26 protein-coding genes and 1 pseudogene are annotated in these 25742 nt (G+C 59.6%); 15 read left to right on the forward strand and 12 right to left on the reverse strand.

The features are described 5' to 3' along the window. Nucleotides 1–12: 12 nt before the first annotated feature. The 4 genes from ACX3YD_RS20715 to ACX3YD_RS20730 all read left to right on the forward strand — a co-directional run bounded on the left by ACX3YD_RS20715 (nucleotide 13) and on the right by ACX3YD_RS20730 (nucleotide 5377). Nucleotides 13–1380, forward strand: a complete 1368-nt coding sequence (locus ACX3YD_RS20715; protein WP_458960873.1) for a DUF1329 domain-containing protein — start codon at nucleotides 13–15, stop codon at nucleotides 1378–1380. A 141-nt stretch (nucleotides 1381–1521) separates the two neighbouring features. Continuing rightward, nucleotides 1522–4074, forward strand: coding sequence for a LuxR C-terminal-related transcriptional regulator (locus ACX3YD_RS20720; protein WP_458960874.1), 2553 nt, complete (start codon nucleotides 1522–1524; stop codon nucleotides 4072–4074). Nucleotides 4075–4218: 144 nt separating this feature from the next. Continuing rightward, entirely contained in the window at nucleotides 4219–4545 is a 327-nt protein-coding gene (locus ACX3YD_RS20725; RefSeq protein ID WP_458960875.1) for a hypothetical protein, read from the forward strand. A gap of 142 nt (nucleotides 4546–4687) precedes the next feature. Next, entirely contained in the window at nucleotides 4688–5377 is a 690-nt protein-coding gene (locus tag ACX3YD_RS20730; protein WP_458960876.1) for a hypothetical protein, read from the forward strand. Here the strand turns inward: ACX3YD_RS20730 and ACX3YD_RS20735 are convergent. Continuing rightward, on the reverse strand, nucleotides 5342–6163 hold the full coding sequence (locus ACX3YD_RS20735; RefSeq protein ID WP_458960877.1) for an IclR family transcriptional regulator: 822 nt from the start codon (nucleotides 6161–6163) through the stop codon (nucleotides 5342–5344). The two genes, ACX3YD_RS20730 and ACX3YD_RS20735, sit on opposite strands and share 36 nt — an antisense overlap. 165 nt (nucleotides 6164–6328) lie before the next feature. On the opposite strand from ACX3YD_RS20735, the gene hmgA reads away from it, so the two are divergent. From hmgA to maiA, 3 genes are read left to right on the forward strand one after another with little or no spacing between them, the layout of a single operon-like run. Beyond that, nucleotides 6329–7633: a homogentisate 1,2-dioxygenase gene (gene hmgA / locus ACX3YD_RS20740; protein WP_458960878.1), complete on the forward strand. Its 1305-nt coding sequence runs from the start codon at nucleotides 6329–6331 to the stop codon at nucleotides 7631–7633. Between the two features lie 3 nt (nucleotides 7634–7636). After that, nucleotides 7637–8941, forward strand: coding sequence for a fumarylacetoacetase (gene fahA / locus ACX3YD_RS20745; RefSeq protein ID WP_103405239.1), 1305 nt, complete (start codon nucleotides 7637–7639; stop codon nucleotides 8939–8941). 12 nt (nucleotides 8942–8953) lie between these two features. After that, nucleotides 8954–9589, forward strand: coding sequence for a maleylacetoacetate isomerase (maiA, locus tag ACX3YD_RS20750; protein WP_458960879.1), 636 nt, complete (start codon nucleotides 8954–8956; stop codon nucleotides 9587–9589). Between the two features lie 57 nt (nucleotides 9590–9646). Here the strand turns inward: maiA and ACX3YD_RS20755 are convergent, their stop codons facing one another. Continuing rightward, on the reverse strand, nucleotides 9647–10450 hold the full coding sequence (locus ACX3YD_RS20755; protein WP_047537864.1) for a SirB1 family protein: 804 nt from the start codon (nucleotides 10448–10450) through the stop codon (nucleotides 9647–9649). A 183-nt stretch (nucleotides 10451–10633) separates the two neighbouring features. Here ACX3YD_RS20755 and ACX3YD_RS20760 point away from each other — a divergent pair, with 183 nt between their 5' ends. Then, entirely contained in the window at nucleotides 10634–11653 is a 1020-nt protein-coding gene (locus tag ACX3YD_RS20760) for a Glu/Leu/Phe/Val dehydrogenase family protein (RefSeq protein ID WP_047537867.1), read from the forward strand. Between the two features lie 185 nt (nucleotides 11654–11838). Here the strand turns inward: ACX3YD_RS20760 and ACX3YD_RS20765 are convergent. Continuing rightward, nucleotides 11839–12078: pseudogene (locus ACX3YD_RS20765) on the reverse strand (YebG family protein); the annotation flags it as partial. Nucleotides 12079–12359: 281 nt separating this feature from the next. Between ACX3YD_RS20765 and ACX3YD_RS20770 the strand changes: the two are divergent. Beyond that, nucleotides 12360–12860: a phosphate-starvation-inducible protein PsiE gene (locus tag ACX3YD_RS20770; protein ID WP_047537873.1), complete on the forward strand. Its 501-nt coding sequence runs from the start codon at nucleotides 12360–12362 to the stop codon at nucleotides 12858–12860. Here ACX3YD_RS20770 and ACX3YD_RS20775 read toward each other — a convergent pair. After that, nucleotides 12857–13174: a DUF3509 domain-containing protein gene (locus tag ACX3YD_RS20775; RefSeq protein WP_047537876.1), complete on the reverse strand. Its 318-nt coding sequence runs from the start codon at nucleotides 13172–13174 to the stop codon at nucleotides 12857–12859. The genes ACX3YD_RS20770 and ACX3YD_RS20775 overlap by 4 nt on opposite strands. Nucleotides 13175–13869: 695 nt before the next feature. Here ACX3YD_RS20775 and ACX3YD_RS20780 point away from each other — a divergent pair. The 3 genes from ACX3YD_RS20780 to ACX3YD_RS20790 all read left to right on the forward strand — a co-directional run bounded on the left by ACX3YD_RS20780 (nucleotide 13870) and on the right by ACX3YD_RS20790 (nucleotide 16127). Beyond that, on the forward strand, nucleotides 13870–14280 hold the full coding sequence (locus ACX3YD_RS20780; protein WP_103405242.1) for an HPF/RaiA family ribosome-associated protein: 411 nt from the start codon (nucleotides 13870–13872) through the stop codon (nucleotides 14278–14280). Between the two features lie 288 nt (nucleotides 14281–14568). Beyond that, nucleotides 14569–15141: an RNA polymerase sigma factor gene (locus ACX3YD_RS20785; RefSeq protein WP_458960880.1), complete on the forward strand. Its 573-nt coding sequence runs from the start codon at nucleotides 14569–14571 to the stop codon at nucleotides 15139–15141. After that, the gene (locus tag ACX3YD_RS20790; RefSeq protein WP_458960881.1) at nucleotides 15138–16127 is read left to right on the forward strand and encodes a FecR family protein; all 990 of its coding nucleotides are present in this window, start codon (nucleotides 15138–15140) and stop codon (nucleotides 16125–16127) included. Before ACX3YD_RS20785 ends, ACX3YD_RS20790 begins: the two co-directional genes overlap by 4 nt. Here ACX3YD_RS20790 and ACX3YD_RS20795 read toward each other — a convergent pair. Further along, complete coding sequence (locus ACX3YD_RS20795; protein WP_458962114.1) at nucleotides 16114–16383, reverse strand: hypothetical protein; 270 nt, start codon at nucleotides 16381–16383, stop codon at nucleotides 16114–16116. The genes ACX3YD_RS20790 and ACX3YD_RS20795 overlap by 14 nt on opposite strands. Between ACX3YD_RS20795 and ACX3YD_RS20800 the strand changes: the two genes are divergently transcribed. Continuing rightward, nucleotides 16274–18700, forward strand: coding sequence for a TonB-dependent siderophore receptor (locus tag ACX3YD_RS20800; protein WP_458960882.1), 2427 nt, complete (start codon nucleotides 16274–16276; stop codon nucleotides 18698–18700). The genes ACX3YD_RS20795 and ACX3YD_RS20800 overlap by 110 nt on opposite strands. Before the next feature lie 117 nt (nucleotides 18701–18817). Here the strand turns inward: ACX3YD_RS20800 and ACX3YD_RS20805 are convergent, their stop codons facing one another. Further along, nucleotides 18818–19693 carry an AraC family transcriptional regulator gene (locus ACX3YD_RS20805; RefSeq protein WP_090467220.1) on the reverse strand — a complete coding sequence of 292 codons (876 nt, stop codon included), beginning with the start codon at nucleotides 19691–19693 and terminating at the stop codon, nucleotides 18818–18820. A 138-nt stretch (nucleotides 19694–19831) separates the two neighbouring features. Between ACX3YD_RS20805 and ACX3YD_RS20810 the strand changes: the two genes are divergently transcribed. Next, nucleotides 19832–20734 carry a DMT family transporter gene (locus tag ACX3YD_RS20810; RefSeq protein WP_458960883.1) on the forward strand — a complete coding sequence of 301 codons (903 nt, stop codon included), beginning with the start codon at nucleotides 19832–19834 and terminating at the stop codon, nucleotides 20732–20734. A 25-nt stretch (nucleotides 20735–20759) separates the two neighbouring features. Here ACX3YD_RS20810 and ACX3YD_RS20815 read toward each other — a convergent pair whose 3' ends face one another. Beyond that, a complete protein-coding gene (locus ACX3YD_RS20815) occupies nucleotides 20760–21269 on the reverse strand; it encodes a DUF2165 family protein (protein ID WP_458960884.1) in 510 nt (169 codons plus the stop codon). A gap of 165 nt (nucleotides 21270–21434) precedes the next feature. Continuing rightward, the gene (locus ACX3YD_RS20820) at nucleotides 21435–22409 is read right to left on the reverse strand and encodes a 2-hydroxyacid dehydrogenase (protein ID WP_103405248.1); all 975 of its coding nucleotides are present in this window, start codon (nucleotides 22407–22409) and stop codon (nucleotides 21435–21437) included. A gap of 200 nt (nucleotides 22410–22609) precedes the next feature. Between ACX3YD_RS20820 and ACX3YD_RS20825 the strand changes: the two genes are divergently transcribed. Then, nucleotides 22610–22867 (forward strand): hypothetical protein, encoded by a 258-nt coding sequence (locus ACX3YD_RS20825; protein WP_458960885.1) that lies wholly within the window; start codon nucleotides 22610–22612, stop codon nucleotides 22865–22867. A 113-nt stretch (nucleotides 22868–22980) separates the two neighbouring features. Here the strand turns inward: ACX3YD_RS20825 and ACX3YD_RS20830 are convergent, their stop codons facing one another. From ACX3YD_RS20830 to ACX3YD_RS20845, 4 genes are all read right to left on the reverse strand, one after another. After that, a complete protein-coding gene (locus ACX3YD_RS20830) occupies nucleotides 22981–23730 on the reverse strand; it encodes a YkgJ family cysteine cluster protein (RefSeq protein WP_458960886.1) in 750 nt (249 codons plus the stop codon). A 78-nt stretch (nucleotides 23731–23808) separates the two neighbouring features. Next, complete coding sequence (locus tag ACX3YD_RS20835) at nucleotides 23809–24135, reverse strand: hypothetical protein (protein WP_103405251.1); 327 nt, start codon at nucleotides 24133–24135, stop codon at nucleotides 23809–23811. A gap of 58 nt (nucleotides 24136–24193) precedes the next feature. Beyond that, nucleotides 24194–24652, reverse strand: coding sequence for a GNAT family N-acetyltransferase (locus ACX3YD_RS20840; RefSeq protein WP_103405252.1), 459 nt, complete (start codon nucleotides 24650–24652; stop codon nucleotides 24194–24196). Between the two features lie 27 nt (nucleotides 24653–24679). Further along, nucleotides 24680–25582, reverse strand: coding sequence for a chemotaxis protein CheV (locus tag ACX3YD_RS20845; protein ID WP_047537916.1), 903 nt, complete (start codon nucleotides 25580–25582; stop codon nucleotides 24680–24682). Between the last annotated feature and the right edge of the window lie 160 nt (nucleotides 25583–25742).

Below are 25742 nucleotides of genomic sequence, written 5' to 3' on the forward strand. Positions count from 1 at the left end.
AGGATGATTTCCATGCGCAAGATGATTCTGCAATGCGGTGCCCTGGCCCTCGGTCTGCTGGCCGCCAACGTGATGGCGGCGGTAACGCCGGAGGAGGCCAACAAACTGGGTACCAGCCTTACGCCGTTGGGCGCGGAGAAGGCCGGCAATGCCGACGGCTCGATTCCGGCGTGGACCGGCGGAATTCCGAAAAACGCCGGGGCGGTGGACAGCAAGGGATTCCTGGCCGATCCATTCGCCAATGAAAAGCCACTGTTCGTGATCACGGCGGCGACGGTCGACAAGTACAAGGACAAGCTTTCCGATGGGCAAATAGCGATGTTCAAACGCTATCCCGAGACCTACAGAATCCCGGTGTATCCGACTCACCGCACGGCGGCCCTGCCACCGGAAATCTGTGAGTCGGCCAAGCGCAGCGCGCTGAATGTTACCCCGATCAACGACGGTAACGGTCTGGCCAATTTCACTGGCAATCGCTACTACGCGTTCCCGATTCCCAAGAACGGTGTCGAGGTGATCTGGAACCACATCACCCGTTATCACGGCGGTAATCTGCGCCGCACCATTACCCAGGCAACGCCGCAATCGAATGGTGATTTCACCGTCATCCGCTTCAAGGACGAGGTGGCCGTACCGTCCCTGCTGGGGGATTACAAACCGGGCAGCGAGGAGAACGTGCTCAACTATTTCAAACAGGAGGTGACCGCACCGGCGCGGCTGGCGGGCAATGTGTTGCTGGTTCACGAGACCCTCGATCAGGTCCAGGAACCGCGCAAGGCCTGGATCTACAACGCCGGCCAGCGTCGCGTGCGGCGTGCACCGCAAGTGGCGTATGACGGCGTCGGCACCTCATCGGACGGGTTACGCACCACCGACAACTTCGACATGTTTTCCGGAGCGCCGGATCGCTATGACTGGAAGCTGATCGGCAAGAAAGAAATGTACATCCCGTACAACAGCTACAAGCTCGATTCGCCTGACCTCAAGTACACCGATGTGATCAAGGCCGGGCACATCAATCAGGACCTGACCCGTTATGAGTTGCACCGGGTGTGGGAGGTCGTCGCCACGGTCAAGCCTAACGAGCGGCATGTCTACGCCAAGCGTCACATGTACATTGACGAAGACACCTGGCAAGTCGCCCTGGCTGATCACTACGACGGTCGCGGCCAGCTCTGGCGCGTGGCGGAAGGGCATGCCCAGTTCTACTACGATCATCAGGTTCCGGCCTACACTGTCGAGGCGCTGTATGACCTCATCGCCGGCCGTTACATCGCACTGGGGATGAAGAATGAAGAGAAGCGCAGCTTCGAATTCAACATCGCGGCAAAAGCTGGGGACTACACGCCTGCAGCCTTGCGGAGTACAGGTGTGAAGTAGTCTTCCTACAGGCTCTTGCACAAAAAGGTGACCTCGCGGTCACCTTTTTTATGGGTGTAAATCAGTCTGCTGAATACTTCTTCAACAAGCGTTCGGGAGAGGTCTAGGGTGGCGCCACAATTATAAAAAGGCGCTTCTACTATGACTGCCATGACCCTGAGTCTGGACCGTCCTGGACCCCTGCCTCGTTTGTCTTCTCACCACCTCTCTCGCGAGCGGTTGACCGAACCGCTGCTGGCCTCGTCGGCGCGGGTCAAACTGCTCTGCGCACCGGCCGGCAGCGGCAAGAGTGCACTGCTTACCGAGTGCCTGCTGCGTGCACCGGAGCACTGTCGGGTGTATTGGTTGCCGTTGTCGGGGACGTGTTTGAGTGTCGTCGATTTTCAGCAGCGCCTGACTCAGGCACTGGGATTCGCAGCGGCGGATGAGCTCGTTTTGCTGGAGTCGCTGGCCCGGTTGCAGACGCCGACCTGGGTGTTTCTCGATGATTATTGTCGCGTGCCCAATCCTGAACTCGACCGCTTGCTGGACCGTTTGCTGGCAGTCAGAAATCCGCTGTTGAACTGGTGGTTGGGCTCGCGTCGGCGTCCGTCATGCAACTGGCCACGGTTGTTGCTCGATGATGAGTTGTACGAGTGCGAGGCGCGCGCGCTGGCGTTCAACGAGTCGGACATCGAACAGTTGCTCGTCCATGTCGCGCCAGAGCAGGCAGCGATTACGGCCAGGAAGATCATCCAGCGCAGCGGTGGCTGGTGCGCCGGCACGCGCATTGCCTTGCTCGATGGTTGTCAGTGGATGGCCGGGCAGGACAAGCAGGGGCGATCGGCGACGCTGCTCGACTACTTGCAACATGAACTGTTCAACACCCTGCCGCCGGAACTGCTTGAAGCCTGGCAAGTACTGGCGCACCTGCCGCGATTCAATGCCGGTCTGTGCGAGCATCTGTTTGGCGCCGGTGAGGGCGCGCAGTGGCTGCACGCCTTGCAAGACATGGGGTGTTTTATCGAACCCTGGGAGGATTCGCCCGACTGGCTGCGAGTGTTCGTGCCACTCGCCCGGGCCATGCGTGACGAGCAGGGGTCGGCGGGGCGTTCCTGGCATCGGCGTGCCTGTCAGTGGTTCACCGCCGAGCAGGACTGGCAGGGCGCGTTCGAGCAGGCGTTGCTGGCCGAAGAGTTCGAGGTCGCGGTCAGTCTGTTGCAGCACTTCAGCTTTGAGCACTTGTTCCGCCGAGAGAATGTGCGTTTGCTGCTCGATCTGCATGAGCGCCAGGGCGAAGAGTTGACCTTCGGAACGCCGCAATTGGTGGGTTTGATCACCGCAGCGTTGTTGTTTGCCGGACGTTTCGATCAGGCGGCCGCGTGTATTGAGCAACTGGTCCGGTTCACCCCCCAGCCCACGGCTGCCCTGCAACGGCAACTGCTGGCGCGCTGGCAGGCGCAGCAAGGCTGGTTGCTGCATTTGCAGGGGCGGATGGAAGCGGCGCGCACGCACTTTATCGAAGCGCTGGCCGAGCTGGGCGCTGATGCCTGGGCCGCGCGATTGTTATGCCTGTCCGGGCTGACTCAGCAAGCACTGCTCTGCGCCGACCTCGATGCAGCGCAGGCCTTCAACCGTGAGGCGCTGTGTCTGGCGCGGTCGCAAGGTTCGCTGCTCTTTGAAGGCTTGCTCGAACTCGATCACGCCCAGTGGCTGGAGCAACGCGGCGCTCCACAACGTGCCGAAAGCCTGCTGGCGGATATCCATGAATTGTTGGACCGGCAGGCTGATCGTCCGACACCGCTGCTGGGACGAATTGCCTTGCGACGCGGACGACTGGCGCTCTGCCAGGGGCAGGACGGCCTGGCTTCCGAGCTCTTCCAGTCCGGTCTGCAAGACTGCCTGCACAGTCAGGACAAACGCGCGCTGTATGGTTTTCTCGGGCTGGCACAGGTGGCAGCCAATCAGCGCGATTACGCACAGGCCTTTGACCGGCTGCGCGATGCCGAACGCCTGATGCAGCAGCGGCAGATTCCCGACACGGTTTATCGCAGTGTGTTGCTGCAAATCAGCAGTCACTTCTGGTTGCAGCAAGGTCGCGCGCCATTGGCTTGTGAAGCGTTGACCCGCGTATTGCGGCACTACCGTGGGCCTCAGGCCCGTCACGCGCCTCCGGCCACAGTGGAACTGATCGCGCGGATCGAATACCTGTTGGTGCTGGCCGAGACGTATCTGCATCAGGCGAAGCAGCCGCTGGAGCGGCTCAAGGCGTTGCTCGATCAAGCGCAACGTCACGGGAGGCTGGCGCTTGAAGCGGAGCTGCAATTGGCGATCTGCGAAGTGGCCGATCTGATGGGCGAGACTGCACTGGCCAAGTCGGCCTTGCAGGCCGGGCTGGAGCTGGTGAAACGCTGCCATTTGCAACAAGCCTTGTGCGAACTGCGCCTGCGCCAGCCGACATTGCTCAGTCGATTGGGCGAAGACGAACCTATGACGCCTTCGACCCTGGACGACAATCCATTGAGCGCGCGCGAACTGGAAGTGCTCAGCCTGATTGCTCAGGGTAATTCGAATCAGCAGATCGCCGAGCAGTTGTTTATCTCGCTGCATACAGTAAAAACCCACGCGCGACGAATTCATAGCAAGTTGGGCGTCGAACGTCGTACCCAAGCGGTGGCCATCGCGAAGAAGTTGGGGCTTATATCGTCAGGGTGAAGTGGTTGTGGGTTAGTTTGTCGGAGTATAACTAGCAAGATGGCGAAACATTCTACTGCGTGCGTGATGTGCGGATTTGATTAGTATGCTTTCCGGCAATAACAAACCTGATATTAATTAGTTGGCAAGCAAGGAAGATAAATCATGGAAGACCTGAATATTGAGCGAGTGCGTGCCATGTTGCATGCAAGGCTCAGTGGGCGTGGTATCGATGTCGATAAAGTGCATGTGAACGGCATTCATAAGTTTGAAGATCCGCAGGTCACTTATTCCCAAACACTGGTGTGGGCGTTCTTTCTACAGCTGCAGGACCGCGAGATTCCCCACTTTGAAGGGGAGACGCTGGGGCTGTTTACCGAGCCTTACACATTCGACCCGGCCTATCGTTTCAAGGGCCTGGACTTTGATGAGGTCAACAGAATGGGCGTGGACATCGCCCGGGTTTTTCTGGGTGACTCCGTAAACGGATGAAAGAGGTTATGCCAGCGTCAGTTGGTATGAACATCATTTATTGATTTTGTTTTCCTCAGTACCGTCAGGTTTCGACGCGTGCTGATGTGAAACAGCTGGCCATGCAGGATGCATGTGCCTGATAACGACACCGGAAGTATTTATGAGTGACAGTTTCTTTTCTCCCCACAAGATGATGGCGTTGAAGAAAATTCGCGCAGGTTTCGCGGTAGAGGTGTTGTTGGATGAGCGGCTGCAAAAGCTCGGGGTTAACTCGTTCAATACCTATTTGAATACATTGGATGATCTGATCAGCAAAAATGTCATCTCTTCCAAAACACTATTCGAAGAAACACTGGGTTGGGTCGAAAGTGAACAGGTGCCTAATTATGTACAGGCCCTAAATGAAATTTTCAGTCGGCGGTTTTCCTTTGAAGCCAAAGACAGGGTCAAGGCTCTGGATATGCCAGGCTTTGAGCGCATCGTCATCGACATAGTCAATGCGCTGACCAGTGCTCCCTCGATCAATCTTTCAAAACGGTCGATCAAGCCATTGGACGTTGAGACGGTGCACGCGGCATTGAAATATCAAATACCCGAAGTGGATATTGATAGCGTGTACGTGACCAGTTTTATCGTTGAACTCGGGGTGCAAAAAATCATTCAATCAAGAAGCCTGGTTGAAGATCTATACGCTCATTTGCAGGACGATGAGATTCCGTTCTATTCCGGCGAGGGGATGGGCGTTTATTCGGTCGCCTACAGTGCCGAAGAGCGTCATCTTCATCCACAGCTCACGGCGACGGATATCCGCGATTTAGTGATCGAAATCGTTCCGGATTTCCTGATCTGATTGGACGGGACTCTCGTATCCCATGCGCCAACTGACGGCCCGCGACGCTGCGAGTAATCGCTGCGCCGCCGGGCCGTTCTCGTCGGCATGAAACAGCGACGTCGGGCCCACCACCGTCAGCACGGCCACCACTTTCCCCATCGCGTTGAACACCGGCGCCGACAAGGCGTCCACGCCGGGCATCAACAAGCCATGCACATGATGCAGGCCACGTGTGCGGATCTGCTCGCACATGGCCGCATAGGTTTGGTCATCCGCCAGCGCGTGGGCTGATTGCCCCTGCAATTCCTGCTCGCGCAAGTCCACGGTTTCGCGCTTGGGCAGGTAGGCGCCAAACACCAGGCCCGTCGATGAACTGAGCAACGGCAGCACCGAGCCCAATTGCGTCACAACCGTCACCGCACGTACCGCCGGTTCGATGTGCACCACGGTTGCACCCTGGTTGCCCCACACCGCCAGGAAGCAGGTCTCGTTCAAGTCGTCGCGCAACTCGGCCAAGGGCAGGGTGGCGACTTTCAGCACGTCCATACTGTTGAGTGCGGCCAACCCGACGCGCAAGGCTTCGCGGCCCAGGCCGTAATGGTTGGTGGCAGTGTTCTGTTCGGCAAAACCGCTGGCGATCAGTGCCTGCAAATAGCGGTGAACCTTGCTCGCCGGCATGTGCACGTGTTCGGCCAGGCGCGAGAGTGAAGTCGAGGGCGATAACTCGGCCAGGGCCTTGAGGATGTCGGTACCCACCTCGGCCGAGCGGACTTTCTGTTTACCGTTGCTGTCTGGCTTTTCCATGGAGGCGGTGTGATCCCGGGACGAATGGGCGTCTTTATAGCTTGACGGTCAATACCAATCAAATTACGTTATGCGTAATTGAATTACGATAAAAATAACCCCGGCGTGCCCAGACCTCTGCAACGGAGTGACAGGCCACTGCCCACTCCCTGTTCAGGAGGCTCCATGAACCTCGATTCAACGGCGCCAGCGCTGGTTTACCAGTCAGGCTTCGGCAACGAATTCAGCAGTGAGGCACTGCCCGGTGCGCTGCCGGTCGGCCAGAATGCTCCGCAAAAAGCCCCGTACGGCCTCTATACCGAGCTGTTCTCCGGCACCGCGTTCACCATGGTCCGCAGCGAGGCCCGGCGTACATGGATGTACCGCATCCAGCCATCGGCCAATCACCCGGCATTCGTCAAACTCGAGCGGCAACTGGCCGGTGGTCCACTGGGTGAAGTGACCCCCAATCGACTGCGCTGGAACCCACTGGATATTCCCGCTGAACCGACCGACTTCATTGACGGGCTGGTGAGCATGGCCGCCAACTCCGGCGCCGAAAACCCGGCCGGGATCAGCATCTACAGCTACCGCGCCAACCGCTCCATGGAGCGTGTGTTCTTCAACGCCGACGGCGAATGGCTGCTGGTGCCGGAGCAGGGCCGTCTGCGCATCGCCACTGAACTGGGCGTGCTGGAACTGGAGCCGCTGGAAATCGCCGTGCTGCCGCGCGGCTTGAAATTCCGCATCGAATTGCTTGACCCGCAAGCCCGCGGCTACATCGCCGAGAACCATGGTGCGCCGCTTCGCCTGCCGGATCTGGGGCCGATCGGCAGCAATGGCCTGGCCAACCCGCGGGACTTCCTGACCCCGGTGGCCCATTACGAAAACCTCAAGCAGCCCACCACGCTGGTGCAGAAATTCCTCGGTCAGCTGTGGGGCTGCGAGCTCGATCATTCGCCGCTGAACGTGGTCGCCTGGCACGGCAATAACGTGCCGTACAAATATGACCTGCGGCGGTTCAACACCATCGGCACCGTCAGCTTCGATCATCCGGACCCGTCGATTTTCACCGTGTTGACCTCGCCGACCAGCGTCCACGGCCTGGCCAATCTCGACTTCGTGATCTTTCCACCACGCTGGATGGTGGCCGAAAACACCTTCCGTCCACCGTGGTTCCACCGCAATCTGATGAACGAATTCATGGGCCTGATCAAAGGCGAGTACGACGCCAAGGCTGAAGGCTTCGTGCCTGGCGGTGCGTCCTTGCACAGCTGCATGAGCGCCCACGGCCCGGATGGCGAAACCTGTACCAAAGCCATCAATGCTGACCTCAAACCGGTGAAAATCGACAACACCATGGCCTTTATGTTCGAGACCAGCCAGGTGCTGCGCCCGAGCCGGTTCGCCCTCGATTGCCCGCAACTGCAAACCAACTACGATGCCTGCTGGGCCACACTGCCCGCCACTTTCGACCCGACACGGAGATAACCCATGACGCAGACTTCCTTCCCCCGCAGTTGGGTTGCTTCCGCCAACGGTCATACGGATTTCCCGCTGCAAAACCTGCCGCTGGGCGTGTTCAGCGTGAACGGTTCGGCGCCGCGCAGTGGCGTGGCCATCGGTGAGCATATTGTCGATCTGGAGGCCGCACTCGCTGCCGGCCTGTTCGATGGCGCAGCAAAAGCCGCCGTCGAAGCCACGCTTGGCGGTCAGTTGAATGCGTTCTTCGAACTCGGTCGTGAAGCCCGCGTGGCCTTGCGTCAGCGTTTGATCGAGTTGCTCGAAGAAGGCAGCAGCCTGCGTGGCAAGATCGAAGCCCAGGGCGCAAAACTCCTGCCGCTGGCGGCGGATTGCGTGATGCACCTGCCGGCGAAAATCAACGACTACACCGACTTCTACGTCGGTATCGAACACGCGCAGAACGTCGGCAAACTGTTCCGCCCGGACAACCCGTTGCTGCCGAACTACAAGTACGTACCGATCGGATACCACGGCCGCGCCTCGACCATTCGCCCCTCCGGCACTGACGTCCGTCGCCCGAAAGGCCAGACCTTGCCGGCCGGTCAGAGCGAACCGACTTTCGGTCCGTGCGCACGCCTGGACTACGAACTGGAACTGGGCATCTGGATCGGCCAGGGCAACGAGATGGGCGACGCCATCGCCATTGGTGACGCCGCCGATCACATTGCTGGTTTCTGCTTGCTCAACGACTGGTCGGCACGGGATATCCAGGCCTGGGAATACCAGCCGCTGGGGCCGTTCCTGTCGAAGAGCTTCATCACCAGCATCTCGCCGTGGGTCGTCACCGCCGAAGCGCTGGAGCCGTTCCGACGTGCCCAGCCCGCGCGCCCGGAAGGCGATCCACAGCCGCTGCCGTACCTGTTCGACAAGCGTGATCAGGCGGCTGGCGGCTTCGACATCGAACTGGAGGTGCTGCTGCTGACCGAAGCCATGCGCGAGCAGAACCTGCCAGCCCATCGCCTGACCCTCAGCAACACCAAACACATGTACTGGACCGTGGCGCAAATGGTCGCGCACCACAGCGTCAACGGCTGCCAGTTGCAGGCCGGCGACCTGTTCGGATCGGGCACCCTGTCCGGGCCGGAAAACGGTCAGTTCGGCAGCCTGCTGGAAATCACCGAGGGCGGTAAAAAGCCGATCGAACTGGCATCGGGCGAAGTGCGCAAATTCCTTGAAGACGGCGATGAAATCATCCTGCGTGGCCGTTGCAGCCGTGAAGGTTTTGCGTCCATCGGTTTCGGCGAATGCCGTGGCAAAGTGTTGCCGGCACGCTAAGGGGAACGGGTCATGCAGCTCTACACCTATTACCGTTCGACCTCGTCCTATCGGGTGCGCATTGCATTGGCGCTCAAAGGCCTGGATTACCAGGCGCTGCCGGTCAACCTGATCGCGCCGCCGGGTGGCGAGCACCGCCAGCCGGCGTATCTGGCGATCAACCCGCAGGGCCGCGTGCCGGCCTTACGCACCGAGGAAGGTGAACTGCTGATCCAGTCACCGGCGATCATCGAGTACCTGGAAGAGCGTTATCCACAGGCGCCGCTGCTGTCGAAAGACCTCGCGGCCCGCGCCCGTGAGCGTGGTGTGGCGGCGGTGATCGGTTGCGATGTGCATCCGCTGCACAATGTCAGCGTGCTCAACAGGCTGCGCCAGTTGGGCCACGATGAACCGCAGGTGATGGAGTGGATCGGGCACTGGATCAGCCAGGGGCTGGCGACCGTGGAGCAGTTGATCGGTGACGAGGGTTACTGCTTCGGTCCTGAGGCAGGTCTGGCCGACGTCTACCTGATCCCGCAACTGTATGCGGCCGAGCGCTTCAATATTGCACTTGAAGCTTATCCGCGCATCCGTCGTGTGGCGGCGCTGGCGGCGACACATCCAGCATTCATCAAGGCGCATCCGGCGAATCAGCCAGATACACCTTGAATCCCGACACAAATCCCCTGTGGGAGCGGGCAATCCCGTTTCCACAGCGTAATGCGATCAATGGACGACGGAATTGGGCGGCAAATGCCCCAGCCGTTCAGTGAGGCGAATCCGCTGGATCGGGTCGTCGCTGAGCAACAGCGCATGCTCAAGGTCGAAGCGCTCGGCGTTCGGGCAGTCCAGCCGTTGGTAGAGACTGGCCCGGGCCAGATAGTCGGCGGCATTGCCATTGCCCAGTTCCAGCACGCGTTCGGCGTCGATCAAGGCGCCGATGTAATCGTCGTGGGAAAGGTGCAGTTGACGCAGATTGCGCGAGAGGCGTTGCAGCATCTGCACGGGATCGGCGGTGACCAGGTGCTCGGCGCTGAGTTTCATGTTCGGGCCGTACTGGCGTTGCAGCAACTCCCGGCAATCGTTGGGGTATAGCCGACGGCCGCCGCACGGGTCGAGCAAGTGATCGGCCCCCGGTACGCGCAGCAGGAAATGCCCCGGAAAGTTAACCCCGACCAAGGGGATCTCCAGACCCCTGGCCAGCTCCAGGGCAATCAGCCCCAGGGAAAGTGGTTGCCCGCGACGCAACTCCAGCACCTTGTTAAGCAAGGCCACCTGTGGGCGCAATGGGCTGAAGTCGTCCTGGGCGAAACCCAGGTCATTCATTCGGCGTAACAAGGGTTGCGCCAGTTCGTTGACCGGCAGCATCGGCAAGCCGGAACTCGCGCGCTGTTGCAGCTCATGGAATTCCTTTAGCAACGCCTCGGGATTGACCTCGTTGTCATGTTCGGCCGCAATCCATAGCGCTGCCTCGAACAGCGCGGGCGGTGAACGTTGCAGACAGGCAAAAAACGATTGGCGCGGTGTCATCAGAATCTCCGGACAATGCCTCGTTTTAGCCCCGTCGCCAGCATTCGTCCAGTGTCATGCAGAGGCTGATTCAGGTTATTTCCGAATGCTTGCATCAAGCCTGCGCTTATTCCGGTGCGCTTCTGCAATTTTTGGGCGCAAGCCTATACTGGCGACTACAAGAAGTGATTCGGGAGCCTTACGATGTTCGCTCTCATGCAAAGCACTCGCCTTGAATCGCTGCACCTGAGCGTCGACCCGGTCACCGGGTTGAAGGCGGTCATTGCCATTCATAACAGCCGACTGGGGCCCGCCCTGGGTGGTTGTCGTTACCTTGCCTACCCCAACGACGAATCTGCGATCGAGGATGCGGTGCGCCTGGCCCAGGGCATGAGCTACAAGGCCGCGTTGGCCGGCCTGGCCCAGGGCGGTGGCGTGGCGGTGATCATTCGGCCGGTCCATGTGGCCAACCGTGCGGCGCTGTTCGAGGCCTTCGGGCGCTGCATCGAGCAGCTCGACGGCCGCTACATCACTGCCATCGACAGCGGCACGTCGGTAGCGGACATGGATTGCATCGCCCAGCAGACCCAACATGTCACCAGTACCACCTCGGCGGGCGACCCTGCGCCCCATGCGGCGATGGGCGTTTTTACCGGCATTCGCAGCACCGCGATGGCGCGACTGGGCAGCGACAATCTCGAAGGTTTACGCGTGGCGATTCAAGGCCTGGGCAATGTCGGGTTTGCGCTGGCAGAACAACTGCACGCCGCGGGTGCCGAGCTGCTGGTCAGCGACATCGACCACGGCAAGGTGCAACTGGCCATGGAGCAACTCGGTGCACACCCGATTGCCAACGATGCATTGCTCAGCACCCCTTGCGACATACTTGCTCCCTGCGGCCTGGGTGGCGTGCTCAGCAGTCACAGCGTGACGCAGCTGCGCTGCTCGGCAGTGGCCGGTTCGGCGAATAATCAGCTGACTCATCTGGATGTCGCCGATCAGTTGGAGCGGCGGGGCATTCTGTATGCACCGGATTATGTGATCAATGCCGGCGGCTTGATCTACGTCTCGCTCAAACACCGTGGCGAAGAGTTGTCGACCATCACGGCCCACCTGTCAAAAATCAGCTCTCGGCTGACGGAAGTCTTCGCCCACGCCCAGGCGGAAAAGCGTTCGCCGGCCCGGGTGGCGGATGAATTGGCGGAGAAAGTCTTATATCGCTGAGTGAATTTCCCGGTATGAAAAAGGCCCTGACTCCATCGGACTCAGGGCCTGTTCAATTCGGGTGTTGCTTACTTTGCTGCTTTGGCGGCCTTGGCGGGTTTCGCCGGGGCGATAGGCTCGGCCACTGGCTCCTCGACGGGCGTCGCCACTTCAACCGGTTCCGCGACTTCGACAGGTGCGCTGAGCAATTCGGATAACGCATCCGGCTGGCTCTTGAACGCCTTGGCGAACACATCGCGGTTCTTCGCCATGTAGATCCCGGCTTCTTCCACTTGCTGCTCGGTCAGGGACGGAACGGCTTTTTGCAACACTTCTGCCAACAACTCGGCCAGTTCGAGCATTTTGTCATGACGGTCAGCTTCGGCTTTATCCATGAACAAGCGCTCCAGATCTCGGCTGCTGCGGTATACCACTTCGACGGCCATTCACCACCTCACATGCCTTCACATTTGGTTGTCTGATTCGACTACTGTATTTATATACAGCGAAAAGGATAAGCGAAACCCCGGGGTTTGGGTAGTGGCTTTTTAATCTAGACCGAAAACAGGGTTTGTCAGGCTCGTCGATGACAGGTGGGTGCGACCAAACGTCACGGAGCGCGTTCCAGAGCGCCCCGCCATCATGGCGTGGCCTTGTTTCTGCATGCAGAACAATCGTCATGTCCAACCCGCATTATCCGGTCGAGCCGACCTAAGGAAGCATCATCGTGAAAATCAACTGGGCAGAAAACCTGCGGCAGAACGTGCATGAACTGGCCGAGTCCCTGGGCAACCTGTTCGTCGAAACCTTTCACTATCTGGCGCTGTTCGCCATTGGTGCGGTGACCGCGTGGGCAGCGGTGATGGAATTTCTGGGAATGATCGAACAGGGGCACATCAAGATCGATGACATCTTGCTGCTGTTCATCTATCTGGAGTTGGGGGCGATGGTCGGGATTTATTTCAAGACCAACCACATGCCGGTGCGTTTCCTGATCTACGTGGCGATCACGGCGCTGACACGGTTGCTGATTTCCAATGTCTCGCACCACAACCCGCCGGACATCGGGATCATCTACCTGTGTGGCGGGATTCTGCTGCTGGCGTTTTCGATTCTGGTGGTGCGTTACGCTTCGTCGCAGTTCCCATCGGTGAAAATTGAAAACCCGCACCGCAAGACAGGCGCGGGTTCCAGTGAGCATCCGGAAGTGGAGAAGGGCGAGCTTTAAAACCCCATGGCGGGTCGAGGCCGGCCTTTGGCAGGTGGCGGCGGCAGGTTGCGCGTGTCGCCATCGGTCATGGCTTCGAGAATGGCCACGGCGCTGTGGCCCTGTTCGATGGCAATGCCGAACTGAATGCTTTGTACCAGGCGTTTGAGGCGCTCGGGGTCGTTGCGCTGGTCAGCACTGATCATGCGTTTGGCCACTATATGGCCGCTATTGGACAGGGTCAGCATGATGCAGCCATCGAGACCCTGAATGCTCAGGTTGATCTGATAATCCGCTGCAAATGCATCGGTAATGAGCTGGAAAGGGTTGTCCATGATGCGTCACCGCCTGTTTGAACGTGCAGTTGTTGACCGGTCGATATCGGGATTAGTTCGCAACACCGGACCATCGGCCTTCATGGCCAAATCGCCATCAATGCTTGCAACAGGGATGTAGCAAGGGGCATGCCGGAAAGATTGTCGGACAATCATGGCTGTGGAAAGCCGAGGGGCTCTACAGCGAATGCGCGCCAGGTAACCCCTTCAGGCGCTGGCTTGCCGGCGACAGCACAGTAACGATTGGCACGGTGTCGCCGGATCAATTGCCTTCACCCGCAAGTCCGGGCCTACAGGGATATCTGCTGCTCATGTGTGCCCGCCTGCCCATTTGAGGGCAATAAACCTGGGCGTGCCTCCAAAGCGATCAGCACTCTACCGGCCTCGAAGGCACGGATGTGGGGCGATTGCCGACGTGGGCGCTGAAGGAGAAAGCGGGGATTTTTCGCGGCCAGCATCCACTGCGGACCAGCAAATGTGAGGATTTGTGACAGAGGAGCAGGGCGACTCAACTCCCGACCTTAACAGCGCTGTTGCCGGTTGTCCGGCTTTTTTTGCGATTAAAAATTTATCTTTTTTAGGGGTTGAATTGTTCAGCGTACAGACCGATTGTGTAAATCAAGAGGTCACGGTGATGACGCCCAAGGGCTTAGCTGACCGGCCTCTCGCGAGCTAGCTGAAATAAGGGATGAACTATGCAAATCCAAGTCAACAGCGATAACCATATTCAAAGCAGCATCCGACTGGAGGAGTGGGTACGTACTACCATTGAGAGCACGCTCGAACGTTATGAGGAGGACCTGACCCGAGTGGAGGTTCACCTGCGGGACGAGAATGGCGACAAGCCTGGTCCCCACGATCTACGCTGCCAACTGGAAGCGCGGCCAAAAGGCCACCAACCGATTTCCGTTACCCATAAAGCCGCCAGCCTGGAACTGGCGATCGATGGAGCTGCCGAGAAACTCGAGCACGCACTGGAACACCTGTTCGGCAAATTGCGCGGCAAACCACGAGCCACTGTGGTGCCGTTCGAGCGCGAGGCTCACGCCGACGAGCTGCTGGAAGAAGAGTTTCTTGAAAACGAGCAGGCTGCACAAAACGGCTGAAACCTGATTCACTTTTAAAACCACCCACTCGAACGGGCCTGCATTGCAGGCCCGTTTTGTTTTCAGCGTCATTGGCGTTGGAACGCTGTTTCATCTTTTATTTTTTGCGCATGAGAATATTTATCATTAGTATTGGCGGCCTTGTTGGCCCGTGATGTTCACGCGGCTTCATCGGTTTCCAGGTCGCGACATGAAAGGCACCCTCGGCACGTTCCCTCGTTTTACCGTTGATGCTCAGTGCGGTGCTGCTGGCCAGGCTGATGACCGCAATGGCGCAGTACTGATTCGATGATCACTCGTCCTCCCGAACCCCGCGAAATCCAGCGCGATGACCTGCACGGCGACCGTGCACATTTTCTTCAGGTGTTCCTCTCGCAACGTTCGCAAATGGAAGCGCTGGTCAGTCGTCGCGTCGGCTGCCGGGCGACGGCGGCGGACCTGGTTCAGGACTTGTTCCTGCGTTTCTGGCGACGGCCGCTGGTGCAGGTCGAAGAGCTCGGCACCTACCTGTTGCGTTGCGCGGGAAACATCGCCATCGACCATTTGCGTAGTGAGGGCTCGCGGGTGCGGGCCAGCGAAGGTCTGATGGTCGAACCGGTGGATGGCGTGGGCAGCGAACCGCAAGCGGCACTGGAGGCGGGCAACGATCTGCGACATGTCGAGGCGGCGTTGCGCGCATTGCCCGAACGTACGCGGCAGATCTTTCTGCTCAATCGTATCCACGGCCGCAAATATGCCGAGATCGCCAAGGCCATGGGACTGTCCCAAAGTGCCGTGGAAAAACACATGATGCGCGCGCTCAAGGCCTGCAAGGCCAGCCTGCGGGAACCCGAACCTCGCACGCCAGGGAAAGCGAAGTGAATACCATTGAACCCGTCATCCCGACGCCAGCACAGGAACAGGCGGCACTGGCCTGGCTGAGTCTGCTGCACGACCAGCCCAGCAGCGGTGATCAGGCGACGTTCAGCCAGTGGTTGCAGGCCGACCCGGCCCATGCCGAGGCCTATGCCCGTGCTCAGGTTGTCTGGGAACTGAGCGAAGTGCCGGCGCGGACGATGGCGGATGAGGATGCATCGGCCCTGCAAGGTTATCTCGACGCCATGAACCGCTCGCGCCGCCGCAGCGTTGTGCGTTGGTCCGGGGCGTTGGCCATGGCGGCGTGTCTGCTGTTGATGATCAGCCTCGGTACGGGTTGGCAGCCCTCGCGCTGGGTCGATGACCTGGGGGCCGATTTTGTGTCGGCACCGGGGGAAATCCGCACCGTCACCCTGGCCGATCAGTCGCAAGTCACCCTCGATGCCGACAGCGCCATCGCCGTGGATTTCAGTCGCGGCGAGCGGCATGTGCAGGTGCGACGAGGGGCCGGTTTTTTCAACGTGACCCACACCGGCGAGCCGTTTGTGGTGGAGGCCGAAAAGGGCCGCGCCCAAGTGTTGGGTACGCAGTTCGAGGTGCGCCTGCAACCCCATGGGGCGAAGGTCACGGTGTTGTCCGGGCGGGTCGGCGTGACGGCGGACAGGAGCGCCGGGCAGCAGGTCCTGACGGCTGGTCAGCAAGTGGCATATGGCAAAGGCCTGGCGGAAAAACTCCACGCGGTGGACAGCGAAGCGCAGTTGGCGTGGCGTCAGGGGTGGCTCAATTACTACAAAGCGACACTGGCCGATGTGGTCCAGGACCTGGAGCGCTATTACCCGGGACGGATCGTGTTGCTCAACGATGAACTGGCGAAACGTCGGGTCAGTGGCAGCTTCCCGAGCAAGGACCCGCAGTCGGTGCTGAGTTCGTTGCAGGCAGTACTGGGATTTGAGCAACACCAGCTTCTGGGGCATTTGATTATTTTGCGTTGACCCTTATGGCGCCATCGCTGGTCTGCCAATCACCCTCGATTAAATTTTTTTCAACTTTGTGCTGAGGTAAATCCGAACGCCATTCGTGTAGTGACTGAAACTGCGATTCATTCGCATCCATTGCGGTTCTACACAGGTCACGAGTCATGAAGTCCAGGGCAAAATCGGGTTCGGTCAAACAATGGTGGGGTGTTGCTGCGTTGAGCTTTTCGGCGTTGGCGTTGTTGCCGCTGAGTGTGGCAATGGCTGCAGACACCCGTGCCCCGCAACGCGCGCCCTTCAGTTTTTCGATGGCCGCCAAACCGCTGCCCCAGGCCCTGAGCGACTTCAGCCGCGTCACTGGCATCAGTGTGATTTACACCGATGAAGCGCCCTACGGCCTCAACGCGCCGGCCATCAACGGCCAGATGAGTGCCGAACAGGCGCTGCAGCGTTTACTCAGCGGTTCAGGCTTCACCTTCCGTCGCACCGACGATCACACCCTCGCACTGGAACCGCAGCCCACCGAAGGCGCCTTGAACCTGGGGGCAACCACCATCACTTCGGTGATGGATCAATCCACCAGCTACCAGCCGCCGCCCACCAGTTCGATCATGCGCAGTTCGGCGCCGATTCAGGAGATCCCGCAGACCATCAACGTGGTGGCGGCCCAGGTCATTCGCGATCAGGCACCGCGTAATCTGGATGACGCGCTGGCCAACGTCAGCGGCATTACCCAGGGCAATACGCTGGGCAGCACTCAGGATTCAGTCATGACCCGCGGCTTCGGCGACAACCGCAACGGCTCGATCATGCGCGACGGCATGCCCCTGGTGCAGGGCCGTGGCATGAACGCCACGGTGGACCGGGTTGAAGTGCTCAAGGGGCCGGCTTCGTTGCTCTACGGGATTCAGGACCCGGGCGGTGTGGTGAACATGGTCAGCAAAAAGCCAGAACTTGAGCAGTACAACGCCCTGACCCTGCGCGGCTCGACTTACGGTGAAGGAAAAAACGGCAGTGGCGGCAGCTTCGACAGCACCGGCGCCCTGGGGACTTCCGGGCTGGCCTATCGCATGGTGCTGGACCACGAAGACGAAGATTACTGGCGCAACTACGGTGAACATCGCGAGACTCTGGTGGCGCCGTCGCTGGCCTGGTTCGGCGAGCGCACCAAGCTGCTCTTCGCCTATGAGCATCGCGAATTCCTCACCCCGTTCGACCGTGGCACCGTGATCGATCCGCGCACTAACCACCCCTTGGACATCTCTCGCAATGAGCGCCTCGACGAGCCGTTCAACGACATGGAAGGGCGTTCGGATCTCTATCACTTCGAGGCCGATCACGAACTCAACGACAACTGGAACGCCCACTTCGGTTACAGCTGGAACCGCGAAACCTACGACGCCAGCCAAGTCCGTGTCACCGCCATCGACACCGGCAAAGGCACCCTGACCCGCAGTATGGACGGCACGCAGAATGCGATCAGCACCGACCGGTTCGCCACGGCCAGCCTTGAAGGCAAGGTCAATGTCGCGGGCATGCAGCATGACTTGGTGTTCGGGATCGATGACGAGTACCGCAAGATCTACCGCGCCGACCTGATCCGCCAGAAAAGCCTGAGCACGTTCAGCTACCTCAACCCGGTCTACGGCCGTGAAGTCCAGGGCACCACAGTCAGCCCGGCGGACAGTGCCCAGACCGATTTGCTGCGCAGCGATTCGGTGTTTGTGCAGGACTCGATTCACCTCACCGACCAGTGGATTTTTGTAGCGGGCGGGCGTTTTCAGGCGTACGACCAGTACGCCGGCAAAGGCGTGCCATTCAAGGCCAACACCGACAACAACGGCCAGAAATGGGTGCCGCGCGCCGGCCTCGTCTATCGCTACACCGATGAGCTGTCGTTCTACGGCAGCTACACCGAATCCTTCAAACCCAACTCGACCATCGCCCCCCTGAGCGGCAGCAGTACCGTGCTCGATGGCAGCATTGCACCGGAAGAAGCCAAGTCCTGGGAGATCGGTGCCAAGCTCGATATGCCGGGGCGGGTCACGGGCAACATCGCCCTGTTCGATATCAATAAACGCAACGTGTTGGTGGCCAATTCCGAAGGCCCGGTCACGATTTACAGCGCCGCCGGCGAAGTGCGCTCCCGCGGTCTTGAATTGGACCTGAGCGGTCAACTGAGCGACCGCTGGAGCATGATCGGCAGTTACGCCTACACCGATGCTGAAGTGACCGAAGACCCGGACTACAAGGGCAAGAAACTGCAAAACGTGGCCCGCAACAGCGGTTCAATGTCGGCGGTGTACGACTTCGGCCGCGTTATCGGTGGCGATCAGCTACGGGTCGGTGCGGGAGCGCGTTATGTCGGCGAGCGGGCGGGTAACGCGGCGAACGATTTCGATCTGCCGGGCTACACCGTTGCCGACGCATTCGCCACCTACGACACGCAGCTTGATGGGCAAAAGGTCAAGTTCCAGCTCAACGTGAAGAACCTGTTTGACCGTACTTACTACACCTCGGCGGCGAGCCGGTTCTTTGTGTCGATGGGCGATTCGCGGCAGGTGACGTTGTCGAGTACGTTGGAGTTCTAACGCAAGACCGCGTCATCGTTTATCGCGAGCAGGCTCGCTCCCACAATTGGAATTCATTCCCTTGTGGGAGCGAGCCTGCTCGCGATGGCGGTCTGACAGCCGCTTGATATCCCGAACCTAGCGCAAAAACGCCTGCCGATATTCGCCCGGCGTCCCCCCCGAGACCTGGCGAAAGCGATTGGTGAAGTGACTGGCACTGGCAAATCCGCAGGCCAGCGCGATGTCCCCCAGCGGCTGCGATGTCGAGCGCAACAACTCCCGCGCCCGGCCCAGTCGCCGTGCCAGCACGTACTGATGCGGCGGCAGGCCGAAGCTTTCGCGGAACATCCGCGCAAAGTGGTATTCCGACAGCGCGCACAGCGCTGCCAGTTGTCCCAGGCTGATGGCTTCGCCCAACTGGCTGTCGATGTATTCCACCAACTGTCGCCGCTGATGTGCCGCCAACCCGCCCTTGAGTCGTAATCCGTCGCGCAGCCCGACCTGACTGAGCAAGGCATGGCTGAGCATTTCGTGGGCCAGGCTGCTGGTGAGCAGGCGTTCGCCGGGTTCATCCCAATTGAGGCCGATCATCTGTCGAAAGCGCCGCGCTTGCAGCGGGTCGTCGAGGAACGTGCCTTCGCGCAACTGCACTTCACGGGGCTCGCGGTCCAGCAGCGTGACGCAGCCGAGGGCGAATTGTTCCGGGCTGAAATAGAGGTGGGCCAGACGAATGTCGCCGTTGATCACCCAGCCTGACTGATGATCGGCCGGCAGGATGCACAGCTTGTCCGGGCCGCCCTTGGTGCCGGGCTGATCGCGGCGAAAGGTGCCGGTGCCGCCGGCGATGTAGCAGGACAAAGTGTGGTGGCTCGGCGCTTCGTAATCCTGGGCGTCGTGATGGTTGCTCCACAAGGCTGCCGCCATGCCGTCACCGAGCTCGGCGCTGTGCTCGAGGCGAGCATTGGGCGAGCGGTTGAGGGCTTGAAAGACTTGCAGGGTTTCCAGTGCGGGCATGATCAGTTCTCTCCAACGCCTTGCATCCTACTCCGTAGGCGTGCGCCTGCCAGCCAGTGGCGCGACAAAAGCGCAAGTTTATGCAAGTGCGCCATGGTGCGACGCAGGACACTGGGCACCTATCGAGGAGCCTTTGTCATGAACCTTTCGTTGTATTTGTTGACCGTGCTGATCTGGGGCACCACCTGGATTGCCTTGAAATGGCAGTTGGGCGTGGTGGCGATTCCCGTGTCGATCGTTTATCGCTTCGGCCTCGCCGCATTGGTGCTGTTTGTGATGTTGCTGCTCAGTCGGCGGTTACAGGTGATGAACCGTCGTGGGCATTTGATTTGCCTGGCGCAAGGGCTGTGCCTGTTCTGCGTCAACTTCATGTGCTTCCTGACGGCCAGCCAGTGGATTCCGAGCGGTCTGGTCGCCGTGGTGTTTTCCACCGCGACACTGTGGAACGCCCTCAATGCACGGGTGTTCTTCGGCCAGAAAATCGCCCGCAACGTGCTGATGGGCGGCGCGCTGGGCTTGTGCGGCCTGGGCCTGCTGTTCTGGCCGGAACTGGTCGGCCATACCGCCAGCCCGCAAACCCTGCTCGGCCTGGGTCTGGCGCTGTGCGGCACCCTGTGTTTCTCGGCGGGCAACATGCTGTCGAGCCTGCAGCAGAAGGCCGGGCTCAAGCCGCTGACCACCAACGCCTGGGGCATGGCCTATGGCGCGGCGATGCTGTCGGTGTGGTGCCTGGTCAAGGGCATTCCATTCGATGTGGAGTGGAACGCCCGCTACATCGGTTCGCTGTTGTACCTGGTCATTCCGGGTTCGGTGATTGGTTTCACGGCTTACCTGACACTGGTCGGGCGTATGGGGCCGGAGCGCGCCGCGTATTGCACCGTGTTGTTCCCGGTGGTGGCGCTGAACGTGTCTGCGTTCGCCGAGGGGTATCAATGGACCTTGCCGGCCCTGGTGGGGCTGGTGCTGGTGATGCTGGGCAACGTACTGGTGTTCCGCAAGCCCAAGGCGCCGATGGTTCAAGGCAATGGCAAGCTGGCTTGAAGCCTTGTCAGGGTCGAGTGTGTTTTCAACGCTCGATCCTGATCGCCACGTACAGCAGCGATGGCAACATGAAGTCGACAATGTGCTGGGCCCAGTCTTTGTAGTTCCAGTGTTGCGATTGGTCCATATTGAACCACTCGGCACCAATGACTTGGAAACAGAGGTAATAAAGAAAGAGTGCAATCAATAAGCCGATAATGGCGAACTTCTTCGCTTCGTGGAATTTTTTGCTGCTGGAGTTGATGTTCTTGTACAGATAGTACGTGCCCATGATGCAGAAGGTCGTGTACATGACTTCAAGGGTAATGATCAGCCAGTAAATTCGATGCTGGAGCATGGGCGAGATGATCGCTCGCTCGCTGTACCTGGAACTCGCATGGGTGGTGTCCATGCTCAGGATATGCGACAGATACTCATAGTTGGTGGCGTAATCGGTAATGTTGCTGTACATCACCAGCAAGCCGAAGAAACTGACGAATAACATCAGTGTGGCTTTACTGAATTTTATGACGTGGTTGGTTGTGATTTGGTTCAAGGTTAAATGTCTCCAGAACTAAGTTTTGGTGTGTTTTTAGTTTGGAGTTTATACGGCGGGTTATTTGTCTGGTCGTGAACTGAATTGCAGGATATGTAGCGCCAAGTTGAATGTGCGGGGTTTAAAGTGTGCGGGCAGGCATCGGTAGCGCCTGCCCTGGGTTATTCAGCCTTTCCAGACTTGCGGGTTGACCAGGTCCTGTGGGCGTTCACCCAACAAGGCGCTGCGCAGGTTGGCCAGGGCACGATTGGCCATGGCTTCGCGGGTTTCGTGGGTCGCCGAGCCAATGTGCGGAAGCGTCACGGCGTTTTTCAGCTGAAACAGTGGCGACTCGGCCAGCGGCTCCTTTTCGTACACGTCCAGCCCGGCGCCGCGAATCCGGTTGTTCTGCAAGGCTTCGATCAGTGCCGGTTCGTCGACCACCGGGCCGCGAGCGATGTTCACCAGAATCGCGCTCGGCTTCATCAGCGCCAGTTCGCGATGGCTGATCAGGTGTTTGGTTTTCTCGCTGAGCGGTACCACCAGGCAGACGAAATCGGCTTCGGCCAACAGTTCATCCAGGCTGCGCATCTGTGCGCCGAGCTCTTGTTCCAGTGCGGTCTTGCGGCTGTTACCGCTGTAGAGGATCGGCATGTTGAAACCGAAGCGCCCACGGCGAGCGATGGCCGCGCCGATGTTGCCCATGCCGACGATACCCAGGGTCTTGCCATGCACATCGCAACCGAACAACGCCGTACCGACGCTCGCCTGCCATTGGCCGGCCTTGGTCCAGGCGTCGAGTTCAGCCACGCGCCGGGCACTGCTCATCAGCAGGGCGAACGCCAGATCAGCGGTGCTTTCTGTGAGCACGTCCGGGGTGTTGGTGAGCATGATTCCGCGCTCACTGAGGTACGCGACATCATAGTTGTCGTAGCCCACCGAAACGCTGGACACCACTTCCAGTTTCGCGGCGTTCTCCAGTTGGGCGCGACCGAGTTTGCGGCCGACGCCGATCAGGCCATGGGCATGGGGCAGGGCTTCATTGAACTGGGCGTTGATGTCGCCATTTTTCGGATTCGGCACGATGACGTCGAAGTCTTGTTGCAGGCGTTCGACCATTTCAGGCGTGACGCGGCTGAAGGCGAGGACGGTCTTTTTCATGGGGCGGGGCTCGTCAGGGCGGAGGAGAATGCTTAGCAAGCTACAAGTATCAACTGGCAAGCTGCAAGCCTAAAAGCCGTACCCGTCGCTTTTTAACTTGAAGCTCACCGCTTGAAGCTTGTAGCTGCCGTTCCGCTATACTGCCGCCTTTCGTGGCTCGCTGACCGGGCCCGACACTTTACGCATCACCCGGAGCTTTCATGACTTCCCCGAAACAACCGCCGGTCGCCGACACCTTGAGCGACGAGCAGGCAGAGCTGCCAGACTGCGTCGACTCCAGCGCCGACAGCGAAACCAAAGCCGCCATCCCGGCGTTCAAGTTCCCGTTCAAGCCAGGAGAATTGGCTGGCGCCAAGAACGCAAATCAGCCGTGGTACAAGAACGGCGCCAAGAACGGCCACACCAAGACGCCGGGCATGGCGCCACCAGGGACTCGGCGTTCGATGGGCAAGCGCTAGGTTCCAGGCTTTGCGGTGTCAGGCCTGCCTTTGCTCCCACAATTGGAATGCATTCCCCTGTGGGAGCGAGCTTGCTTGCAATGACGCCCTCACAGGCGACACCTTTTTTAGACTCAAGCCACCCGCAACGAAATAAACGAGTAGTTCGCCGGCGCCTGCGTTGCCACTTGCCCACCGGCATCCGTGACCTGCCTGGCGATATCTTCACCGGACACATGGAACAGCCATTCGCTGTCCCACTGCGGCAATGTCTGCCCGGCCAAGTCGTCGAGGATCGAGGCAAACTCGTTCATGTCCGGCAGATAAGCGGCAAATCCATCCCCCTTCAGCGCCGTCGTGCGAATCCCCAATAGCGCGCAAATCGCGTCCTTCATTTGAATATCATCGCGATCCGCCTGGCGGGAGCGCTCAATCAGCACCCGGAGCTCGCGGTCCACCAACTCACCGCCAACGATCAGGTCCGACCCTTTTTCCCAGGACTCGGACGGGCATTCCTTGATGGCCGGGTTGAGAGCGATGTGCGGATTGATTTCCATCGGGTAAATGCGGCACACCAATGGCCGGCGCTCGTAGATGCGGCAGAGGTTGTCCTCGTCAAGATTCCGGCAGGGACCGACATTGTAGGCGGCAAAGGTGATGGCGACGTACGCCTCGGATTCGCCGCTGTGAACCTGTGCCGAGCGGCGCTCAGCGTGGTCGCGTTGCCGGGCTGGCAGGCCCAGGCCATTGCTCAGGAACGCCTCCACCAGCACGATCACCTGCCCGCCATCGGCCGCCCACATCCGGGCTTCGGACAGGGTCAGGGGCACATGGTGATCGTTGCAGCATTTGCCACAGCCTACGCAGGAAAACGTCGTATTCATTGAGCGCTCAGTCGCGTCGAGGGGAGCGGCGACAGAATGTCACCGTGAAGTCTGCTGCCGAAGCAAGTTATGCGCCACTCACTGGGCCTTGATGGCGGGGCGAATCGAGTCCCATTCGGTGACATACGCGGTTTTGCTTTTTTTGTTGTAGAGACACAGCTCGGTGCCTTGCGCGCCTTTCATGTGTTTTTGCGGGTACTGACCTTGCAGCAGGAGCGCGGTGTAGCCGACGCGGTCGTCGAACTGGGCGGCATTGCCCACGGGGTTGGCATTCTTCAGGCCACTGGCCTTGGTGCAACTGGCCAGGACGGTTTTGTCATAAGCGGCCCAGGCGTCGGGGCTGGAAGCCTGGGCCTGGGTGGCGAGGGCGGTGAGGCAGAGCAAGGTCAGGGTGGCGGCTTTCATGGTCCGGAAATCCTTTTGGGGGGCGAATGACCGGATTATGCCTGAAGGAGGGTGTTCGTCAGGCTGGAACCGGTTCCCGGCGAACCACAAACATCCCGACGCTTTCATACAACCGCTGCGCGCGCAGGTTGTCTTCGAGCACCTTCAAATCCACAAAACCTTCGCGGCGTTGCTGGAACACCTTGAACACGTGCAGCAGCAAAGCGCGGCCCAGACCTCGCCGTTGAGCCCGAGGATGCACCACCAGGTCTTTGATGTAGGCGCTGGTCCAGCACTGGCACACGGCAACCACACCTTCGGCATCCAGGGCAATGAAGCATAGGTCGGGATCGTATTCGGGGTCGGTTTCAAATTGCCGTTGCCAGCACTCCAGCGCCGGTACGCCCCCACCGCCCTCGCGGTAACCCAGTGTCATTAACTGATGGACGGTGTCGGCAAGTTCAGGGCGGTAGCGGGTCAATTGAAGATCGCCTGGCCAAGGGATGGCCGGCACAGCCTCGGCGAGGTTGCGCCGCATCAACAAGCAAAAGTCCTCGGCCAAGACTCAATGACCCTGTTCAGCCACAGCCTTGGCTGCCGTGATCAGGCACTGGGTCAGTTCGGGCGAGGAGAACTTGGTCAGCACCGCGTTGGCACCGGCCTGACGAGCCTTTTCACTGTTCATCGCGCTGTCCAGCGAGGTATGCAGCAGCACATAGAGGTGCGCAAAATCCGGCGTTTCGCGCAGGGTTCGGGTGAAGGCGTAGCCGTCCATTTCAGACATTTCGATGTCCGAGACAATCAGATTGATCTGCTGGGCGGTGCCTTGCAAATCCAGCAGGCAGTCGATGGCTTCCTTGGCGCTGCGCGCCGTATGGCATTGCAGGCCGAGATTGCGCAACGTGTGCACCGATTGCTGCAGGGCCACCTGACTGTCATCGACCACCAGAATCCGTGCGTTCCCCAACAGCTCGGCGTCTTCCATGCTCAGTTCGGTCGGTGCCGTTTCGATCTGCGCCGGGGCGATGCCGTGGATGACTTTTTCGATGTCCAGTACCTGCACCAGGGTGCCGTCGACCGAGGTCACGCCGGTGATGTACGAGCGCACCCCGCCAGACCCGAAGGGCGGCGGACGGATATCGGTGGTCAGGCAGTGAACGATCTTGCTCACCGCCTGGACGTGCAGGCCCTGCTTGGAGCGGCTGACGTCGGTGACGATCAGGCAGCCGCCATTGGGGTCTTCCAGAGGACGTTCGCCGATGGCGCGGCTCAGGTCGATCACTGACAGCGACGCACCACGCAGCGTGGCAATGCCTTTGACGTGGGGGTGCGACTCCGGCAGCTTGGTCAGCGGCGGGCAGGGGATGATTTCACTGACTTTGAGCAGGTTGATAGCCATCAACTTGCCGCTGCGCAAGGTAAACAGCAGAAGCGACAGTGAATCTGCACGGGCTTTGATGGAAGACATATGTACCTTCTTGGGAAAAAGGTGATGGGCTATCGCGAGGATTGCCAATAACTTCGATGCCGGGTTATCGACTTGTTGGGGGCAGGCTTTAGGGCCAATACCCATCCATTGGTTTTAGCACGACACCGGTGGCGAGGGGGCAAGCCCCTTCGCCACCGGT

The sequence above is a fragment of the Pseudomonas fluorescens group sp. PF-1 genome (genome assembly GCF_054481335.1).

What these genes read in the sequence shown, in the direction of transcription:
- ACX3YD_RS20715 (WP_458960873.1), top strand. Translation starts at nt 13, where the DNA reads ATGCGCAAGATGATTCTGCAATGCGGTGCCCTGGCCCTCGGTCTGCTG.
- ACX3YD_RS20720 (WP_458960874.1), top strand. Translation starts at nt 1,522, where the DNA reads ATGACTGCCATGACCCTGAGTCTGGACCGTCCTGGACCCCTGCCTCGT.
- ACX3YD_RS20725 (WP_458960875.1), top strand. Translation starts at nt 4,219, where the DNA reads ATGGAAGACCTGAATATTGAGCGAGTGCGTGCCATGTTGCATGCAAGG.
- ACX3YD_RS20730 (WP_458960876.1), top strand. Translation starts at nt 4,688, where the DNA reads ATGAGTGACAGTTTCTTTTCTCCCCACAAGATGATGGCGTTGAAGAAA.
- ACX3YD_RS20735 (WP_458960877.1), bottom strand. Translation starts at nt 6,163, where the DNA reads ATGGAAAAGCCAGACAGCAACGGTAAACAGAAAGTCCGCTCGGCCGAG.
- hmgA (WP_458960878.1), top strand. Translation starts at nt 6,329, where the DNA reads ATGAACCTCGATTCAACGGCGCCAGCGCTGGTTTACCAGTCAGGCTTC.
- fahA (WP_103405239.1), top strand. Translation starts at nt 7,637, where the DNA reads ATGACGCAGACTTCCTTCCCCCGCAGTTGGGTTGCTTCCGCCAACGGT.
- maiA (WP_458960879.1), top strand. Translation starts at nt 8,954, where the DNA reads ATGCAGCTCTACACCTATTACCGTTCGACCTCGTCCTATCGGGTGCGC.
- ACX3YD_RS20755 (WP_047537864.1), bottom strand. Translation starts at nt 10,450, where the DNA reads ATGACACCGCGCCAATCGTTTTTTGCCTGTCTGCAACGTTCACCGCCC.
- ACX3YD_RS20760 (WP_047537867.1), top strand. Translation starts at nt 10,634, where the DNA reads ATGTTCGCTCTCATGCAAAGCACTCGCCTTGAATCGCTGCACCTGAGC.
- ACX3YD_RS20775 (WP_047537876.1), bottom strand. Translation starts at nt 13,174, where the DNA reads ATGGACAACCCTTTCCAGCTCATTACCGATGCATTTGCAGCGGATTAT.
- ACX3YD_RS20780 (WP_103405242.1), top strand. Translation starts at nt 13,870, where the DNA reads ATGCAAATCCAAGTCAACAGCGATAACCATATTCAAAGCAGCATCCGA.
- ACX3YD_RS20785 (WP_458960880.1), top strand. Translation starts at nt 14,569, where the DNA reads ATGATCACTCGTCCTCCCGAACCCCGCGAAATCCAGCGCGATGACCTG.
- ACX3YD_RS20800 (WP_458960882.1), top strand. Translation starts at nt 16,274, where the DNA reads ATGAAGTCCAGGGCAAAATCGGGTTCGGTCAAACAATGGTGGGGTGTT.
- ACX3YD_RS20805 (WP_090467220.1), bottom strand. Translation starts at nt 19,693, where the DNA reads ATGCCCGCACTGGAAACCCTGCAAGTCTTTCAAGCCCTCAACCGCTCG.
- ACX3YD_RS20810 (WP_458960883.1), top strand. Translation starts at nt 19,832, where the DNA reads ATGAACCTTTCGTTGTATTTGTTGACCGTGCTGATCTGGGGCACCACC.
- ACX3YD_RS20820 (WP_103405248.1), bottom strand. Translation starts at nt 22,409, where the DNA reads ATGAAAAAGACCGTCCTCGCCTTCAGCCGCGTCACGCCTGAAATGGTC.
- ACX3YD_RS20825 (WP_458960885.1), top strand. Translation starts at nt 22,610, where the DNA reads ATGACTTCCCCGAAACAACCGCCGGTCGCCGACACCTTGAGCGACGAG.
- ACX3YD_RS20830 (WP_458960886.1), bottom strand. Translation starts at nt 23,730, where the DNA reads ATGAATACGACGTTTTCCTGCGTAGGCTGTGGCAAATGCTGCAACGAT.
- ACX3YD_RS20835 (WP_103405251.1), bottom strand. Translation starts at nt 24,135, where the DNA reads ATGAAAGCCGCCACCCTGACCTTGCTCTGCCTCACCGCCCTCGCCACC.
- ACX3YD_RS20840 (WP_103405252.1), bottom strand. Translation starts at nt 24,652, where the DNA reads ATGCGGCGCAACCTCGCCGAGGCTGTGCCGGCCATCCCTTGGCCAGGC.
- ACX3YD_RS20845 (WP_047537916.1), bottom strand. Translation starts at nt 25,582, where the DNA reads ATGTCTTCCATCAAAGCCCGTGCAGATTCACTGTCGCTTCTGCTGTTT.